Below are 16,995 nucleotides of genomic sequence, written 5' to 3' on the forward strand. Positions count from 1 at the left end.
CGGGCGGATTCGCCAGTGAAAGGATCGCATGCCCACCACGCGCCCCGGAGTCGTCTCGGTCGTCCTCGTGAACTTCCGAGGAACCGACGACACGCTGACCGCAATCGACCATCTCGGGCGGCTGGACTGGCCGGCGGACCGTCTCGAGATCGTCGTGGTGGAGAACGCGTCGGGCGACGGCAGCGCCGAGCGCCTCCGCCGTGAGGCGCCTCACGTCGTGCTGATCGAGTCCAAGGCGAACCTCGGCTTCGCCGGGGGCTGCAACCTGGGCGTGCGGTCGGCGTCGGGGGAGTACGTGGCCTTCCTGAACAACGACGCCAAGCCCGATGCGGCGTGGGTCCGCGCCGCCGTCGCGCGTTTCGAGTCGAGCTCCCGCGTCGGCGCCGTCGCGAGCCGGGTGCTCGACTGGGACGGGGACAAGGTCGACTACATCGGCTCGGCGATGACGTGGTTCGGCCAGGGCTACAAGCCGCTGACCGGCCAGCCCGTACCCTCCACCCCGGATGTCCCCACGGATGTGCTCTTCGGCACCGGCTCCGCTATGTTCGTCCGGCGCTCGGTGTACGAGCAGCTCGGCGGCTTCGACGAGCGCTTCTTCATGTTCTTCGAGGATGTCGACCTCGGCTGGCGGCTGAACCTGGCCGGCCACCGCTTCGTCTATGAGCCGACGTCGCTGGCCTTCCACAAGCACCACGCCTCGATGTCCTCCTTCGGCGTCTTCAAGGAGAGCTACCTCCTGGAGCGCAACGCGCTGTTCGCGCAGTACAAGAACCTGGGCGACGAGGCTCTCGCGCAGGTCCTTCCGGCGACGCTGGCGCTCACCGTACGGCGGGGTATCGCCAAGGGCGGCCTCGACTCGACCGAGTTCGACCTGCGGAAGGGCGGCTCGAACGACCCGACCATGGAGATCGATAAGGAGACGGTCGCGGCGGTCTATGCGATCGACCAGTTCGTCGAGCACCTGCCCGGTCTCGCAGCGGATCGGGAGCGCATCCAGGGCTCGCGGGTCATCGCCGACAGCCGCATCTGGTCCCTCTTCGGCGAGACGGATGCGCCCTCCTACACCGGCGAGCACTACCTGGAGGGCTACGACAAGCTGGCGACCGCCTTCCCGGTGACGGAGCGGCCGGCCGTCACCCGGGTCCTCGTCATCACGGGGGACCCGATCGGTGCGAAGATGGCCGGCCCGGCCATCCGCGCCTGGAGCATGGCCGAGGCGCTGGCGAAGGACAACGTCGTGACGCTCGTGTCGCTGGCGGGGGTCGAACCGGTCTCCGCGCCCTTCGACGTCGTGCACGTGCGTCCAGGCGATGACCGCGCCATGCGGGCGCTGGAACGCGAGAGCGACGTCATCGTCTTCCAGGGCCTCGCGATGGCCCTGTTCGAGAGCCTCCGGAAGACGGACAAGATCATCGTGGCCGACGTCTACGACCCGATGCACCTGGAGCAGCTGGAGCAGGGCAGGGAGCTCGGCCGCGCGCAGTGGGACAAGCAGGTCCTCGACGCCACCGACGTCCTCAACGAGCAGCTGGAGCGCGGCGACTTCTTCCTCTGCGCCTCCGAGCGCCAGCGGCACTTCTACCTCGGGCAGCTCGCCGCGCTCGGCCGGATCAACCCGGCGAACTACGACGACGACCCGGACCTCGAGGGCCTCATCGACGTCGTACCGTTCGGGCTGTCGGAGACGCCGCCCGCACACGAGCGGGATGTGCTGAAGGGCGTCCAGCCCGGCATCGGCCCCGACGACAAGCTGCTGCTCTGGAGCGGCGGCCTCTACAACTGGTTCGATCCGAAGTCGCTCATCGAGGCCGTCGCCCGCCTGTCGGAGACCCATGGCGATGTCCGCCTGTTCTTCCAGGGGACCAAGCATCCGCATCCCGGCGTCCCGGAGATGGGCATCGTCGCGGAGTCGCGGCAGCTGGCCCGCGACCTCGGCGTGCTCGACTCCGTGGTCTTCTTCAACAGCTCGTGGGTGGACTACGCGGACCGGCAGAACTACCTCACCGAGGCGGATGCCGGCGTCAGCACGCACTTCTCGCACGTCGAGACGACCTTCTCGTTCCGCACGCGCATCCTCGACTACCTGTGGGCCGGCCTCCCGATGGTCGTCACCGAAGGCGATCACTTCGCTCAGCTGGTCGAGGAGGAGAAACTGGGCGTGGTCGTCCCCTCCGGCGATGTGGATGCGCTGGTCGCGGCTCTGGAGATGGTGCTGTTCGACGAGAAGTTCATCCGCGCCGCCAAGCGCAACCTCGCCCGCGTGCGCCAGCGCTACTTCTGGAGCGTGGTCCTCGCCCCCCTGGTCGACTTCGTCTCCGAGCCCCGGCATGCGGCCGACCTGGTCGCCCGCGGTGTCGTGGGGCAGGGGGCTCCGGCGCGCCGCACCACCCAGCGGCGCAAGAAGCACGGGGTCCGCCATGACGTCGGTCTGTTCTTCCACTACCTGCGCAACGGGGGCCCGGCCGTCGTGACGAAGAAGATCCGGAGCCGGCTGGGGCGCCGGTGAGCGACGCGTCCGGCGCGAGCGGCGCGAGTCGCGCATCCATCTCGGTCGCCCTGTGCACGCACAACGGCGCCCGCTACGTGCGACGGCAGCTCGCCGGCATCCTCGCCCAGACGCTCCCGCCCGACCAGCTCGTGGTGTCCGACGACGCCTCGGTCGACGCCACGCTGACCGTCGTGGAGGAGGAGGTCGCCGCGCATCGGGCAGCGGGCGCACCGACGCCGCGGCTGGTGATCCTCCGCAATGAGACGCCGCTCGGCGTCACGGCGAACTTCGAGCAGGCCCTCCGCGCCTGCGACGGCGACCTCATCGCACTGAGCGACCAGGACGACGAGTGGGTGCCCGACAAGCTCGAGCGTCTGGCAGCCTACTTCGCCGCCCGCCCGGGTCTCGGCTTCCTCCACACGGACGCCACCCTCATCGGCGATGACAGCCTGCCGGTCGGCGGCACCCTCTTCGAGGTGCTGGAGGTCAGCGACGAGGAGCGTGCGGCCGTCCACTCCGGGCACGCGTTCGAGGCCTTCGTCCGCCGCAACCTCGCCACGGGCGCGACGGCCATGATCTCCGCCGGGCTACTGCGGGAGGCGCTCCCGTTCCCGTCCGAGTGGGTGCACGACGAGTGGCTGGCGATCCAGGCGGCGGCCCGTGACCGGCTCGACCTCAGCGAACGGCCGCTCACCCGGTACCGGCGGCACGACGAGAACCAGATCGGCGCAAGCGACCCGACGCTGCGCCACAAGGTCGGCCGCGTCCTCGGACGGCGTGGCGACCGGAACCGGATGCTGGCCGCCCGCTCGCGCATCCTCGCCGACAGGCTGGCCGCGTCGGACGGCGTTCCCGCGGAGCACCGCGCGCTCGCCGAGCAGAAGGCGGTTTTCGAGGCGGCCAGGGCGGCGCTGCCCGCCAACCGGCTGGCGCGTCTGATCCCGGTGATCCGCCTCGCCCGAGGCGGCGACTACGGGCGCCTCGCTAGCCGGCGACGGCTGGACGTGTTGCGGGACCTGCTGCAACCCTCCTGATCCGGCGCTCCCCACCCTCGCTCGCCGTCGCACGGTACAGCAGGAAGGCGGCGACCGCGAAGACGACGGCCGCTACGACGAGCACGAGGATGACGCCGCCCGGCGGTGTCCATGCGGGTGAGCCGAACAGGAAGGTCCTCACCGAGCCGTTCGCCCCCACGGCGTAGCGGCGCAGGGCGGCGGCGAAGGCCCACAGCTGCCCGAGCAGCGCCCCGCCGAGGAGCAGGATGCGCAGCCGCCGCCAGGTGTGCGGCGACCGGAAGGCCGAGCCGTCGAGCAGAGCGGCCAGGCCGACGACGAGGCAGAGGAAGAGCGGCAGGTTGTAGCGACCCTGCCAGATCATCCCGCCGCCGTGGATGTACACGGCCTGCACGAGCGCGGGCAGCAGCAGGAAGGCGCCGACGAGCACCGCGGCGACCAGCAGCCGCCGCCCGCGGAGCACGAGGAGCGCTCCGATCGCGAGGGAGCCGATGGCGACGCCCCACGCGAAGAGCACGGCCTCGGGCGCCGGTGTGTCGAGCCAGCCGAACAAGCCCACGAGGCCCTGCGAGTAGCCCACGGTGCCCACCAGCACGCGCTGGAAGCCGGTGAAGGGCGAGGCGCCGACGCCCGGGAACTGCAGGGCGTCCTCGGGATGCGCGATCGCGTTGGCGAGCGAGTTGGTGGCGAGCGTCCATCCCAGGGCGGCGATCGTCCCGACGGCGACGGCTGCGATGGCGAGGAGGACCGAGCGCTGTCTCAGCAGCTGGAGCGCTGTCCGGCCGCCCACGAGAAGAAGCGGGACGGCCAGGGCGGCCAGCACCCAGAGCGGGGACAGCCCCCGCGCGTTGACCGCGACGATCGCCGAGACGGCGACGACGGCCGCGCGCGCGGGCAACCGGGCGGGATCCGGCGAGAGGGTGACCGCCAGCATGCCGCAGAACACCGCGAGGGTCGCCGTCGCCTCCACAGCGCTCGGGTTGACCGTGCCGCTCAGGAACAGGACCATCGGCGTCACGGCGACGGCGAAGGCCAGCACGGGAAGCCGCCGCTCCCTGAACGTCATCACCATCGAGAAGGCGAGGGCCGCGAACAGCGCGGACAGCACGGCGCTCGCCAGCCGCATCGCCAGGAGTCCGCCGGCATCGCCGAACAGCAGGGACGGCCATCCCACCGCGTAGTAGTACAGCGGGTTGTAGAGCCCGGCCGAGGTGGGCGCGATGACGGTCGCTCGGGTATCCTCACCGCTCGGGAGCGGACAGGCGGCGGGGACGGACGGCTGGAAGGCGTAACAGGTCGTGCGGTGCGCGTCTGCGACGTACTGCGGCACGTGTACGAGGTTGCCCGACGCGGACGGCCGCCCGAACAGCTCTCCGCGGACCACGCTCGCGGCGCGCACGATGTGGGCCGGTTCGTCCGGCGAGGCCGACGGCGGCGTGGCCCAGGCCCAGACGGCGCCGAGGAGAACCAGGACAGCCCAGGCGACGAAGAACGAGACCAGCGGGCGACGGGCCGGGACCTCTTCCGTGACGACGACGACCTGGGAGACCTCCGGCCGCCGCTGGTCGACCGGGGTGCTCACCGGAGCGTCGCAGGAGTCAGCGCCCTGACGGGACGTTCCCGGGGGCCGGCTTCGGTGGCAGCGTTCACGGCCACACCCTAGCGGACGATCGTCACCCCGCGGCAGCGATGGCGGTGTCCGGCGCGTCGCGCCGGTCCGCCAGGGCGATCCGGAGCGTCAGCCACCCCGCGACGGCGACCAGGAGGGTGAAGAGCACGAGGAGGAGCAGGGTGCCTCCGGGCGGCGCCCACGGCGGAGAGCCGATGAGGAAGACCTTGAGCGAGCCGATCTCACTGACCGAGTACCGGCGCAGGGTGTTCTCGAACGCGTAGACCTGCGCGGCTCCGAGAGCGACCACGACGATCCACGAGAGCCGCCGCCAGGAGCCCGTGCGCGCGGAGATCACGAGCCGATCCGAGAGGAGCACCGCGAGCCCGACGATGAGGCAGAGGAACAGCGGAAGAGCGTAGCGACCCTGCCAGATGATGCCGCCGCCGGTGATGTAGACCCCCTGGACGATCGGGGGGAGCAGGACGAACGAGGTGAGGAGGAGTCCGGCGAGCAGCAGTGCGCGCGAGCGCAGCAGCACGAACGCTGCCAGCAGGAGCGCTCCGATGACGGCCGACCACACGAAGAACACCTCGGGCGGGGCCGGGGTGTCCAGCCAGCCGAAGATCCCGATGACCCCGTGCGCATACTCGACCGTGCGCTCGAGTGTGATGAAGAAGCCGCTGAAGGGATTCGTCCCGACACCTGCGTACCGCTGGGGGGTCGACTCGGGATGGTCGACAGCGTTCAGGAGGGAGTTGGTCCCCAGAGTCCACGCCATCGCGGCGACGGTTCCGAGGGCGACGACCGCCGCGGTCACGATCACCGCCCGCCGCCGGAACAGCGCCGCCAGCTCATGACGGCCGACGAGCACCAGGGGCAGCACGACGGCGACGAGGACCCACAGCGGAGACAGACCCCGCGCGTTGACAGCGATGAAGCCGGAGACCGCCACGGCGGCGGCCTGCTGCGCGATCGGCAGGTCCTTCGCGCCGCGGACGATCGCCAGCATCCCGGCGAAGACCGCCAGGGTCGCGGTCGCCTCCAGGCCGTTCGGGTTGACGGACGCATCCAGGAAGAGCAGGAGCGGTGTAACCGAGATCGCGAATCCGAGCACGACGAGGGGCGATCCCTCCCGGCGCCAGAGCAGCGCGAGTGCGAGCGCGGCGAAGAGCGATGTCAGTACGCCGCTGACGATCCGCATCGCGTAGATGCCGGCGTCGTTCGTGAAGAGGAGGCTGGGCCATCCGACCGCGTAGTAGTACAGCGGGTTGTAGAGGCCGGCGGTCGTCGTGGCGGTGGTCGTCGCGCCCGGGTCCCGGTCGGCGAGGTGGGAGCAGTCGGCGGTCACCGCGGGGTGGAAGGCGAAGCACGTCTCGCTCTGGGTGTCCGCGATGTACCGCGGGACACTCACGACATGGCCCTCCGGCGAGGGCGTCCCGACCAGCTGACCCCGGACGACGCTGGCCGCACGGATGATGTGGGCCGGCTCATCCGGCGATGCTGCGATCGGGGTGGCCAGCGCCCACACGGCCGACAGCGCCGAGAGGAGGGCCCACGTCACCAGGAGCACACGGCGAGGAGACCACGGTGCCCGAAGCGACACCGCCTAGTCCTTCCCGTCGGTCAGTGCGGCCACATGGTCCTTCAGCTGCTCGACCTCCAGTTGCAGGATCGCGTGCCGCTCGGCCAGAGTCCGCGTCTTGCTCTCCAGCTGGGTCAGTTCCGAGCTGTGCTGGATGCAGACCAGGAACAGCACCGCGATGCTGACGAAGAACACCAGGTTGACCGGCAGACCGACCCCGAGGAGCTCGGACAGCCAGTTCAGGATCTGGGGGAAGACGCCGATGATCAGCGCGAGGGTGCCGGCGATCAGCCACCAGATGGCGTGCCGTTCGCGCATCCGCCCGCGCCGGAGCATTTCGATGACGACGGCGAGGGTGACGAGCGCCGCGACGATGCCGAAGATGTAGCTGAGCAGTGACATGGTCAGGCGATGGCCGTTTCGGTGATGGCGTGCCGCGGGCGGATCACCGCGACGACGAGGGCAAGGAAGGCGCGGGCGAGGTACACGGCGGACTTGAACGGGTTGTGGCTGGGGGTGCCCGTGGTGCGCGGACGCATCGAGACCGGGGTCTGACTGACTTTCAGCTGCGCCCGGGCGGCGATGACCAGGGCCTCGACCGTGTCGCCCAGGTACTCGGCCGGGTAGGCCCGCGCGAAGAGCTCGACGGCACGGGGGCCGTTCGCCTTGAACCCGCTGGTGGTGTCGTTCAGCTTCGTTCCGGTGATCCGGCTGAGCACCACCGAGAGGAGCCGCATCGCCCACTTGCGGGGACCGCGGACTTCGTACTGACCCTCGCCGGAGAAGCGGGCGCCGATCGCGATGTCGGAGTCGGCGAGCGCCTCGAGGAGCGAAGGGACAGCGGCCGGGTCGTGCTGACCATCCGAGTCGATCTGCACGACCACGTCGTATCCGTTCGACAGCGCGTACTGGAAGCCGAGCCGCATGGCGCCGCCCACCCCCATGTTGAACGGGAGGCGCGCCACGAGGGCACCGGCGTCATGCGCGCGCCGCGCCGTGGCATCCAATGACCCGTCGTCGACGACCAGTACGGCGGTCCCGGGCAGCTTCTCGTGGACCTCGGCGACGACCGCAGCGACCGACGCCTCCTCGTTGTAGGCGGGCATGACGATGAGTGTCCGCGCGAGGGACGGTGGCATGGCACTCACCTTACTTGATCGCGTTCCGCCCGCTCCGGTGCTCATCGGACCGTCCGATTGGTGAAGACATGGCGCAGCAGCGAGCTGCTCCCGTCGCGGTCGCCGACGCGCAGCGCCCGGGGGAGCTTCGTCGCCGCGTTCAGCCGGCTGGTCACATGACGGCGCGCCGCGCGGGCCGCATGGTGCCATCCCATCGCCTCCATGTCGCCCGCGACGTTCTGGAAGAAACGGCGCTCCTCATCGAAGCGGCCGCCGTAGCGGGCCGTCGCCGAGGACACGCTGGCCTCGTGCCGGCGGTAGCGGAAGGTGCGCTCCGGGAGCAGGGCCATCGTGCCGCCCGCGGCGATGATCGTCAGCTGGAGGGCGAGGTCGAGGACGATCTCGTAGTCAGGATCGAAGCCCTCGGCCTGGCGGACGGCCTCTGTGCGCCAGCAGATCGACGGGAAGTAGGTCCAGTTTCCGCGCAGCAGGCTGACGGCGAGCGGCTCGCCGCGCAGGATGACCGGTTGCGGGCTGGAGGGACGCGACCAGCGCTTCACACGGTCGGCGAGCGGGAGGATGTCATTCCCGCGATCGGAGATGACGCTCACCGCCGGCTGGAAGTACGACGTGCCGGGGAAGCGCTCGATGGCCGCGCGCATCTGCGCGATGTAGCCCGGTTCGAGCACGTCGTCGCACCCCATCAGGACGAAGTGCTCGCTCTCCACCAGATCGAGGGACCGCGAGAAGTTGCCGCTCACGCCGAGGTTCGTCTCGTTGAGCAGGTACTGCACGCGGGGGTCGCCGAGGCTTCGCACCCATTCGCCGGGCGCCCGGTCGGGGTACTGGTCGTCGATGACCACGAGGCGCCAGTCCGGGTCGGTCTGCGCAAGCGCACTGCTCACGGCGGCGCGGAGCTGATCCGGGTCGCCGTAGAACGGCATCATGATGTCGATGGTCACGTGGGGAGAAGGCCTTCGTCGGGTGGGTACCTGGCTCGGTCCGTACTATCTTCGCACGGGCGCCAGAGGGTCTCAGGCGGGGGTGCGGCGCCGGTTCAGGCCGAACGTGCCGACTGGCCAGGCCACGATCGCCGCAGCGGCGAGCATGGCGAGGAAGGCGAGCGAACCGACGATCCAGACCCACATCGGGCCGAACGGGAGCGCCCACCACCACGTGTCCCCGGCGTCCAGGTTGAGGCCCTGGGCGAGGGTGCCGGTGACGTAGCGCCGGAGGTTCGTGTACAGCGCGACGTGGTTCGCGATCCAGAGGCCGCCGACGATGAGGATGAGCTGGAGGCCGGACATACCCAGGCCCAGGCGCCGGATACCCCAGAGGCAGACGCCCACGAAGAGGAGGATGAGCGGGTAGATGTAGCGCGGCTGCACGCCGGATCCCACCGCCACCCGGTCGTGGACGAGGACGTAGAGGGGCACGGCCACCAGCGCCAGCCCCACGAGCCCGACCGCCAGGACCTTGCGCAGCGGCGCCTTCCGCAGAGCGCCGAAGGCCACACCGGCGACGAGGGTCGTGGACGGCATCCAGACGATGGCGGGCATCAGGGTGTCGAGCCAGCCCAGGCCCCAGGTCCCGAGCGTGCCCACCCAGAGCGTGGGGAGCTGGAGCAGGTTGCCGACCGCGAGCGCCAGCGTCTGATGACCCGACAACGGCGTGGCGGTCTCCGGGTTGATCACGCCGCCCTGGCTGCCCGTGAGGAAGAAGATCACGCACACGATGGCCAGAACGAGCGTGAGGATGGAGCGCATCCAGAAGGACCGGGTGCGCTCGGCCTTGAGCAGCGCGACGACGATCATGGCGAGCACCGAGTAGGTGGCCGCATCGGAGCGTGCGCCCGCCCCCATGACGGTGGCGACCGTCGCGAGGGCGCCGAGGGCGATGGTCCGCCCCCGGGTCTCGGCCTCATAGAACCCGACCAGGCACAGCCACAGGGTCACGGCGGAGGTCGCCGCCCATCCGGAGGGGTTCACGCTCGGGATGATGAACATCCCGAACGGGACCAGCGCGATGATCCCGCCCCACAGCACGAGCGGTCTCCGCCGGGGCGACAGCAGGAGGAAGAGCGCGGTCAGGAGGCCGACGAAGAGCAGGGCGTTGAAGGCGCGCATCGCCAGCACCGAGGTCGCCGTGTGGTGGCTCACGAAGACGCTCATGGTGACGTAGAACACCGGCGGGTAGCCGTGGTCGTTGAAGGTGCCCCGCTTCGACGCCTCGAGCTTCTGCGTTCCCGCCGCAGGACAGGCCCCGCTCTTCTGGGTGTTGAACGCGTAGCATTTGGCGGATTTGGTGACCGCCGCCGGGACCATCTTCACGCCGGGATCGGCGGTCGACTCGCAGAAGCCCGCACGGTCGCCCTGAGCGCACCAGATGCTGCCCAGATGGTAGTCCTCGTCCGGGCTCGCGCCGACGGGTGAGGCGAAGGCCCAGGAGAGCAGAGCCACCAGCAGCATCACCGGGATGAGCGCGGCGAAGACCGTCCGCCCGCGGCTGAGGCCGAGGAGACCGGTACGGGGCGCCCGGGTCGGGCCGCCGTCCTTCGTGCCCGTCGCATCCACGTCCGCTGCGCCCGCATCGGTTGTTCCGGCGTCGTTCAGGTCCGCCGCGTCCACGTCGGTCGTCATCGGATCTCCTCGCTCACTCCGGAGACGTCGTCGATGACGACCTCGCGCTGGTCCGCGGCAGAGCGCATGACCGCTTCGGCGACGGCCAGCGTGGCGAGTCCCTGCTCCATCGTGACGATGCCTGGTCGATCGTGGAGGATGGCGTCCCGGAAGGCTTCGTGCTCGATCCGGAGCGGTTCCCGCTTCTTCAAGGCGAAGCGGATGACGGATCCCTCGGCGACACCGCGGAAGGCGGAGACCGCGTCCCACTCCGTCGCGTCGGTGCCGTTCTCGTAGAAGGTCAGATCGCCGCTGAGGGTGTCGGCGACGAACGCCCCGGATTCGCCCGTGACGACCGTGATGCGCTCCTTCATCGGCGACATCCAGTTGACGAGGTGGTTCGTGATCGTCCCGTCGCCCAGCCGGCCGTTGAAGGCGACCAGGTCCTCGTGCGGGCGGCCGCTGCGGCGCGAGGTGTTGGCGTGCACCGAGCGGAACGGACTCTGCGCGAGCCAGGAGGTGAGGTCGATGTCATGGGTCGCCAGGTCCTTGATCACGCCGACGTCGGCGATGCGGACGGGGAACGGCCCCTGGCGGCGTGTGGCGATCTGATAGACCTCGCCCAGTTCTCCGGCCTCCAGCCGTTGCCGGAGAGCCTGCAACGCCGGGTTGAAGCGCTCGATGTGGCCGACCGCGCCGACCAGACCCCGGGAGCGGAAGGCGTCGGTCATCCGGCGGCCCTGCGTCACATCCGCGGCGATTGGCTTCTCGACCAGGACGTGTACGCCGGCCTCGGCGAGCCGGAGGGCGACCTCTTCGTGGGCCGTCGTGGGCACGGCGACGACGGCCGCGTCGATGCGCGCTTCGAGGAGGCGGTCCAGGTCGGGCAGGAGGGGGGCCCCGGCGATGTCGTCGTCGACGGCGAACGGGTCGACGACCGCCGCCAGCTCGATCCCGTCCAGCTCCCGGATCACGCGCGCATGGTTGCGTCCCATCACGCCGAGGCCGACGACCCCGTAGCGCAGCGCCGCCATCAGCGTCCCGCCTCTGCGCGGGTGTCCGCACTGCCCCGATCGGCGGACACGATGGCATCGGCGGCGACGAACGTCACGTGGTGGTCCTCTCGAGCTGGATGGCGCCCATCCGGATGCGGCGTCCGCAGTCGAAAATACCAGTTCCGCGGCCGTGTGGCAGCCGGACGGGCCGCCCTCCACGGTCTCCCCGGCTGCCGCATGGTTGAATGCACCTCACGGGCGATCAGCCTGAGATCCGTCCCCCGGAGGCACCCATCACCAGCTACGAACCCCTCAACGAGCCGCTGCCCGCTCGCGCCGACGGCGACGTCCGCACCCGGAGCGCGCGATCCTCGGTCGCGCTGATCCTCGGGGCCACGGTCGTCTCGGGACTGAGCGGTTACGTCGTCACCTGGCGTGTCTTCACCGCGAGTGGAGCGGCGGGCTACGCGGTGTTCTCGGTGTTCTGGTCCGCCCTCTTCCTCGTGGTCGGGGTGCTGTTCGGCGTGCAGCAGGAGGCGACCCGCGCGGTCGCGCAGAGCGCCCCGCTCGCCGAGCACGGCGACCGAGGCGGGCACCGGTCCTCTCTCTGGCTGTTCGCCGCGGTCCTGGCCGTCCTCGTCGCTGTGGCGGTGCTTCTGACCGCACTGCTGTGGGCGGTGCCGGCGCTCGGGCGCGAGCAGGCGGGGCTCTCGATCTTCGTGGCGGTGGGCGCGGGGCTCAACTGCCTGGTGGCGGCCGGCTCCGGCGTGATGGCGGGGAGCGGGATGTGGCGGCAGCTGGCCGGCGTGGTCGCGGTCGACGGCATCCTGCGCGTCGCCTTCGTATTGCTCGCGCTCGCGCTGACCACGCAATCCTGGGTGCTCGCGCTCGCGGTCATCCTGCCGTTCCCGCTGGCGCTCGGTGCTGTCATCCTGACCGCTCCGCGCGCGCTCCTGCGCCGGGCACTCGTCCCCGAGCGGATGCGGACGCTGGCGTCGAACACGCTGCGCACGATGATCGCGGCCTCGGCGACGGCGGTCCTGATCAACGGCTTCCCGCTCATCCTCTCGTTCTTCGCGAATCCGTCCGGGCATCGCGAGCTCGGCTCCCTCGTGCTCGGCGTGACCCTGACGCGTGCGCCCATCCTGGTCCCGCTGATGGCGCTGTCGAGCTTCCTGGTCAGCCAGTTCGCGCGCATGCCGCAAGGCGCCGGCCGGCTCGCGCTCCGGCTCTCGGCCCTCATCGCCGCCATCGTCGCGGTCCTCTGCCTGTGCGCGTGGGCTTTCGGGGTCCCGGTCGTGGTCGCCGTCTTCGGCGGCCAGTTCGACCTCGACGCGGGCACGCTCACCGCGCTCGTCGCTTCCTCGGGGATGATCGGGGTGCTCTGCGTGACCGGCGCGGCGGTCCTCGCCCGCAACCTCCACGGCGGCTACGCGATCGGGTGGGTGGCCGCGTCCGTCGTGACCATCGCGCTGCTCTTCGCTCCGTTGCCGCTGCAGCCGCGCGCGGCGCTGGCGCTGGCGGCCGGTCCCGCCGTGGGCATCGCCGTGCACCTCTGGTGGCTGCGCTCGCGGAGCATGCAGGGCGCCGGCGTCCTCACCGAGGCCGCTCCGCGCTGACGGTCAGCTCGGTTCGCGGTGCGGCAGCCGCAGCCGCCAGCTCATGCCCTGCGACGCCTTGACCGTGCAGATGATCAGCAGCATCCATCCCGCCTCGACCAGGATCGAGCTCTCGAAGACGCTGGTCACGAGCAGTGCGACGAGCACGAGCGGCGCCCAGGCGTAGACGACGCTGCGGCGGTTGGAGGCGAGCAGCCACGACCGCGTGAACGCCAGCCCGATCAGGGCGACGAAGAGCAGCAGGCCGATGATCCCGACCTGGAGGTACACGTCGAGGTAGGCGTTCAGTCCGTCGGAGTGGTAGACGCCGGTGTTGTCCTGGATGGCCGTGAACGGGTAGAGGTCCGTGGGCCAGGACCCGACCCAGCCCCAGCCGATCGATTGCTGGACGGGGATGAGCTGCCAGATCTGGATCCACAGCTGGTAGCGCACCTGGAAGTCCGCCCGGGCGTTCAGCAGGTCGATCACCCGCGTGCGGTAGATGTACGCGACGACGAGCACGGCGACCGTCAGGATCGCGAGACCCCACTGAAAGTAGGGCCGCTGCTGTGTCGTGGTCTTCCGCAGAAGGTACAGCGCGAGGGTCGCCAGCCCGACGACGACCGAGACCGCGGCGATCACGGGGGAGTGGGCGAACAGGATGCAGAGCCCGGCCAGAATGATCGAGTACGTCGCGACCGGGGGACGCACCGAGCGCGTCCGCAGTTCGACCAGGAAGGTGACGAACGCGATCAGGGCCACGATGCTCAGCTGGTTGCGGGTGCCGAACAGTCCCTGGATCGGTCCTCCGACCGCGAGGTTGCCCTGGATGCCCAGGAACCGCATCGGCGCGTCGAGCAGCAGGCCGCTCATCACCTCCAGCGCCAGGGACAGGGTCAGAAGGAACCGCAGCGCGTCACCGACGACGCGGACGATCTGGATGGCGTCGCGGACGAGGGCGATGTACACCGCCAGGAACGCGAAGATCAGCTGGTAGATCACCCCGGCGAAGGACGCCCACTGGTACTGGCTCCACAGGATCGACGCCGCGCACCACCCCACGAACAGCAGCGCCGAGATGGGCAGCAGCCCGTGCCATTCGATGAGTCGCCACTGCGCTGCGAACGACAGCGCGGCGAGCACCACGAGGACGGCGAGGGCGCCGATCAGCCCTGGCCATCCGATCAGGCCGCGGATGGCGTGCGTCGAGAACCCGGTGATCACCGCGAGGAGGGCGAGGGTCGAGGTGAAACGGGCAGACCCCAGGAACTCGGTCACCGCGGGCGGCACCAGGGTCCGTGGGGGCGTTGCCATGTTCACAGACTACGGGTGCGGCTACGGCGCGGTCCGCTTGGTGGCCACTGCGAGGGCGACCAGGAGCGCCCAGCCTCCCTCGATGAGGATGCGGCTCTCGGCGAAGCTCTGCGCGATGAGCGCGGCCATCAGCAGCAGCGGCAGAAGGGCGACGGCGCGATACGGCTGGTCGTCCGCGACGGTGAAGCGCGGCCGGTCGACCGCAAGGAACCAGGAGCGCCCCAGAGTGGTCAGCACCAGCAGGACGAACACCACGAGCCCGGCGATGCCGAGCTGCAGCCAGACGTCCAGCCAGGCGTTGTGGGCCTGCAGGTACTCGACGCCGCCTCGCGTCGCGAGGCCCTTGAAGGGCTTCACCCACGGCGCCCAGTAGCTGACCCATCCCCAGCCGGCCACCGGGCGCTGCTGCGCCAGCCCGATCACGGCATGCCAGATGTCGAGCCGGCCGGTGAGGTCCTCGCTCTTGCCGAACAGGGCCGGGATGCGCGAGGCGAAGACCGAGATGAGGACGATGCCCGCGGCGAGGAGGGCGAACGCCGTGACATAGACCGGGGTGCGGCGCGCGGGGCCGGCCCGCCGCATCCAGAGGGCGAAGCCCAGCACGACCGCCGTGACGAGCGCTGCGGCGATGACCGTGGCCGACCGGGTCAGCGCGAGGGTGAGCGCCGCGAGGACGAGCCACGTGATCGCGGACCCGCGGCGCACGGTGCGGTCGGCGAGCTGGATGCCGAACACGATCAGCGACAGCAGCGCGATCATGGCCAGCAGGTTGCTGTTGCCGAGGATGCCCTGGATCGGGCCGCCGTGGAACAGCAGGTCGCGGCTCCAGTAGAAGGCCGAGGGGAGATGGCCCGCGGGCACCGGCTGGGCCGGGGTGAGCGGGAGGACCGGATGCCGGACGATCGCAGCGACGACGAGCTCGAAGAGGAGCGACAGCCCGAGGATCCAGCGGAACGCGTTGCCCAGCGCGCTCAGCAGCCCCGGCCAGCCGAGCCGGAGCCCGAGGAAGAGCCCGCCCAGGGTGGTCGCCAGCTGGGCCACCACGCCGAGCGCGGTCGCGCCGGGGTAGGCCGACCAGGCGAGGGAGACGATCGCCAGCGCCAGGAACACCACGATCGTCTTCGGCGTGCTCCGCCAGCGGAATCGCGGACGCGAGCGGACGACGACAACGCCGATCACGACGGTCAGAACACCGACGAGCACGAAGTAGCCGGGCCAGCTGATCAGGTTGCGCCAGAAGTCGCCGGCGAACAGGGTGAACAGCGCGAAGGACGCGAGGACCGCCTCCGCTGTCCCCGTCGTGGTCCGCACCGCGGCGACGCGGGCCGGATCCACTCCGGAGCGACGGGGTGCAGGGCGCGCGGCCCCGGGTCGGGCGGGGGGCGGGACGCGCGGGGTGGTCACTTCGGCAGGATAACGGACAGGTCAGTGGGTGGGCGCCGGTTGCCGCGCGCGCTCAGCCGTTGGGATGCGCCACGAACAGCACACCCTGCCCGCTCGCCGTGAGCTCGCTCTCCTCCGTGATGATCGCGGCCTGGCCGCGCTCCAGCCGCAGCGACCCGGTCGCACCGCGCAGTTCGATGTCGCCCGCCGTCGCCAGCGCGATCGCCGGGCCGGGGAGCGGCACGGTCGCCCTGTCGACGTCTCCCGCGAGCGCGATGTGCTCGAGGGCGAAGTCGGGAATGTCCGGCCGGAACGTCTCGACGCCCGGCGCAGGATGCCCGGGGGCGAGCGGCGTCGGCCGGATCGGCGTGAAGTCCAGCACGGAGACGAGCTCCGGGACGTCGATGCGCTTGCGCGTGAGGCCGCCGCGGAGCACGTTATCGGATGCCGCCATCAGCTCGATCCCCAGCCCGCGCAGGTACGCGTGGATGTTGCCCGCCGGCAGGTACAGGACCTCGCCTGGCCGCAGCGTCGCCCGGTTGAGCAGCAGCGCGAGCACGATGCCCGGGTCGCCGGGGAACGCGTCGTCGACCATCCGCACGGTCTGCGCATCCCGGTCGTCCGGCAGGGCGCGCGCTGCGCGGACCACCTCGGCGACGAGGAGGTCCACATCCGGGTAGCCGCCGAGCAGCCACTCGGTCGCGTGTCGCAGCACGGCAGCCGGATCGCCCTCGAGCGTCCGCGCGAAGCCGGAGAGGACGGCGCCGCCCGTCGCTGCGGCCGCGAGGCGCTCCAGCGCCGCCCGGCTCTCGGCCGGGTCGCGGAACCCGCACAGCGCCTCGAAGGGGTCGCTGAGGGCGAAGATGAGCTCCGGCTTGTGGAACGGGTCCTTGTAGTTGCGGTCCGGGGAGTCGGGCGAAAGGCCCGCCGCGTTCTCGCGCTCGAATCCCGCCCGGGCCTGCTCGGAGGAGGGATGCGCCTGGAGTGACAGCGGGCTTTCGGCGGCGAGGACCTTCAGCAGGTACGGGAGGTCGCTCGTCCGTTCCCAGGCGGCGAGGTCCTCCGCCCCGCCGGCGAGCTCCGGGTCGAGCACCCGCGCGGGGGACCCGGGATGAGCGCCCAGCCACAGCTCCGCCTCCGGCCGGCCGCTCGGCTCCGTGCCGAGCAGTTCGGCCATCGCGGTCGTGGAACCCCAGGCGTAGTCGCGCGGGGTGTTGCCGATGCGCACAAACATGCGTCCTCATCCCTTTTGTTCCGTTGGACCAAACTACCAA

At 70.7% G+C, this 16,995-nt stretch carries 13 protein-coding genes; 3 read left to right on the forward strand and 10 right to left on the reverse strand.

The annotated features are described in order from the left end of the window. The first annotated feature begins 28 nt into the window (after positions 1–28). Positions 29–2,506 carry a glycosyltransferase gene (locus ACPYOG_RS06745; protein WP_481293477.1) on the forward strand — a complete coding sequence of 826 codons (2,478 nt, stop codon included), beginning with the start codon at positions 29–31 and terminating at the stop codon, positions 2,504–2,506. Then, positions 2,503–3,522, forward strand: a complete 1,020-nt coding sequence (locus ACPYOG_RS06750) for a glycosyltransferase family 2 protein (RefSeq protein WP_481293478.1) — start codon at positions 2,503–2,505, stop codon at positions 3,520–3,522. The genes ACPYOG_RS06745 and ACPYOG_RS06750 overlap by 4 nt, the downstream gene beginning before the upstream one ends. On the opposite strand, the gene ACPYOG_RS06755 is transcribed toward ACPYOG_RS06750, so the two are convergent. From ACPYOG_RS06755 to ACPYOG_RS06785, 7 genes are all read right to left on the reverse strand, one after another. Further along, a complete protein-coding gene (locus tag ACPYOG_RS06755) occupies positions 3,473–5,083 on the reverse strand; it encodes a DUF2142 domain-containing protein (RefSeq protein ID WP_481293479.1) in 1,611 nt (536 codons plus the stop codon). The two genes, ACPYOG_RS06750 and ACPYOG_RS06755, sit on opposite strands and share 50 nt — an antisense overlap. 91 nt (positions 5,084–5,174) lie before the next feature. Then, positions 5,175–6,716, reverse strand: a complete 1,542-nt coding sequence (locus ACPYOG_RS06760) for a DUF2142 domain-containing protein (RefSeq protein WP_481293480.1) — start codon at positions 6,714–6,716, stop codon at positions 5,175–5,177. Positions 6,717–6,719: 3 nt separating this feature from the next. Continuing rightward, positions 6,720–7,097, reverse strand: coding sequence for a DUF2304 domain-containing protein (locus tag ACPYOG_RS06765; RefSeq protein ID WP_090036678.1), 378 nt, complete (start codon positions 7,095–7,097; stop codon positions 6,720–6,722). A 2-nt stretch (positions 7,098–7,099) separates the two neighbouring features. Further along, the gene (locus tag ACPYOG_RS06770; protein WP_090036680.1) at positions 7,100–7,834 is read right to left on the reverse strand and encodes a glycosyltransferase family 2 protein; all 735 of its coding nucleotides are present in this window, start codon (positions 7,832–7,834) and stop codon (positions 7,100–7,102) included. Positions 7,835–7,875: 41 nt separating this feature from the next. Next, positions 7,876–8,775, reverse strand: coding sequence for a glycosyltransferase family 2 protein (locus ACPYOG_RS06775; RefSeq protein WP_481293481.1), 900 nt, complete (start codon positions 8,773–8,775; stop codon positions 7,876–7,878). Between the two features lie 72 nt (positions 8,776–8,847). Next, positions 8,848–10,452 (reverse strand): DUF2142 domain-containing protein, encoded by a 1,605-nt coding sequence (locus ACPYOG_RS06780; protein WP_481293482.1) that lies wholly within the window; start codon positions 10,450–10,452, stop codon positions 8,848–8,850. Next, positions 10,449–11,465, reverse strand: a complete 1,017-nt coding sequence (locus ACPYOG_RS06785; RefSeq protein ID WP_481293483.1) for a Gfo/Idh/MocA family oxidoreductase — start codon at positions 11,463–11,465, stop codon at positions 10,449–10,451. The genes ACPYOG_RS06780 and ACPYOG_RS06785 overlap by 4 nt, the downstream gene beginning before the upstream one ends. Before the next feature lie 206 nt (positions 11,466–11,671). Here ACPYOG_RS06785 and ACPYOG_RS06790 point away from each other — a divergent pair, with 206 nt between their 5' ends. Further along, complete coding sequence (locus ACPYOG_RS06790) at positions 11,672–13,045, forward strand: hypothetical protein (protein ID WP_481293484.1); 1,374 nt, start codon at positions 11,672–11,674, stop codon at positions 13,043–13,045. Between the two features lie 3 nt (positions 13,046–13,048). Here the strand turns inward: ACPYOG_RS06790 and ACPYOG_RS06795 are convergent, their stop codons facing one another. From ACPYOG_RS06795 to manA, 3 genes are all read right to left on the reverse strand, one after another. After that, on the reverse strand, positions 13,049–14,338 hold the full coding sequence (locus ACPYOG_RS06795) for an O-antigen ligase family protein (protein ID WP_481293485.1): 1,290 nt from the start codon (positions 14,336–14,338) through the stop codon (positions 13,049–13,051). A gap of 21 nt (positions 14,339–14,359) precedes the next feature. Next, positions 14,360–15,097: an O-antigen ligase family protein gene (locus ACPYOG_RS06800; protein ID WP_481293493.1), complete on the reverse strand. Its 738-nt coding sequence runs from the start codon at positions 15,095–15,097 to the stop codon at positions 14,360–14,362. Between the two features lie 697 nt (positions 15,098–15,794). After that, positions 15,795–16,955 (reverse strand): mannose-6-phosphate isomerase, class I, encoded by a 1,161-nt coding sequence (manA, locus tag ACPYOG_RS06805; protein WP_481293486.1) that lies wholly within the window; start codon positions 16,953–16,955, stop codon positions 15,795–15,797. Positions 16,956–16,995 lie beyond the last annotated feature (40 nt).

The organism is Leifsonia sp. HAY1-4F, assembly GCF_056755275.1.

What these genes read in the sequence shown, in the direction of transcription:
- ACPYOG_RS06745 (WP_481293477.1), top strand. Translation starts at nt 29, where the DNA reads ATGCCCACCACGCGCCCCGGAGTCGTCTCGGTCGTCCTCGTGAACTTC.
- ACPYOG_RS06765 (WP_090036678.1), bottom strand. Translation starts at nt 7,097, where the DNA reads ATGTCACTGCTCAGCTACATCTTCGGCATCGTCGCGGCGCTCGTCACC.
- ACPYOG_RS06770 (WP_090036680.1), bottom strand. Translation starts at nt 7,834, where the DNA reads ATGCCACCGTCCCTCGCGCGGACACTCATCGTCATGCCCGCCTACAAC.
- ACPYOG_RS06780 (WP_481293482.1), bottom strand. Translation starts at nt 10,452, where the DNA reads ATGACGACCGACGTGGACGCGGCGGACCTGAACGACGCCGGAACAACC.
- ACPYOG_RS06785 (WP_481293483.1), bottom strand. Translation starts at nt 11,465, where the DNA reads ATGGCGGCGCTGCGCTACGGGGTCGTCGGCCTCGGCGTGATGGGACGC.
- ACPYOG_RS06790 (WP_481293484.1), top strand. Translation starts at nt 11,672, where the DNA reads ATGCACCTCACGGGCGATCAGCCTGAGATCCGTCCCCCGGAGGCACCC.
- ACPYOG_RS06795 (WP_481293485.1), bottom strand. Translation starts at nt 14,338, where the DNA reads ATGGCAACGCCCCCACGGACCCTGGTGCCGCCCGCGGTGACCGAGTTC.
- ACPYOG_RS06800 (WP_481293493.1), bottom strand. Translation starts at nt 15,097, where the DNA reads ATGATCGCGCTGCTGTCGCTGATCGTGTTCGGCATCCAGCTCGCCGAC.
- manA (WP_481293486.1), bottom strand. Translation starts at nt 16,955, where the DNA reads ATGTTTGTGCGCATCGGCAACACCCCGCGCGACTACGCCTGGGGTTCC.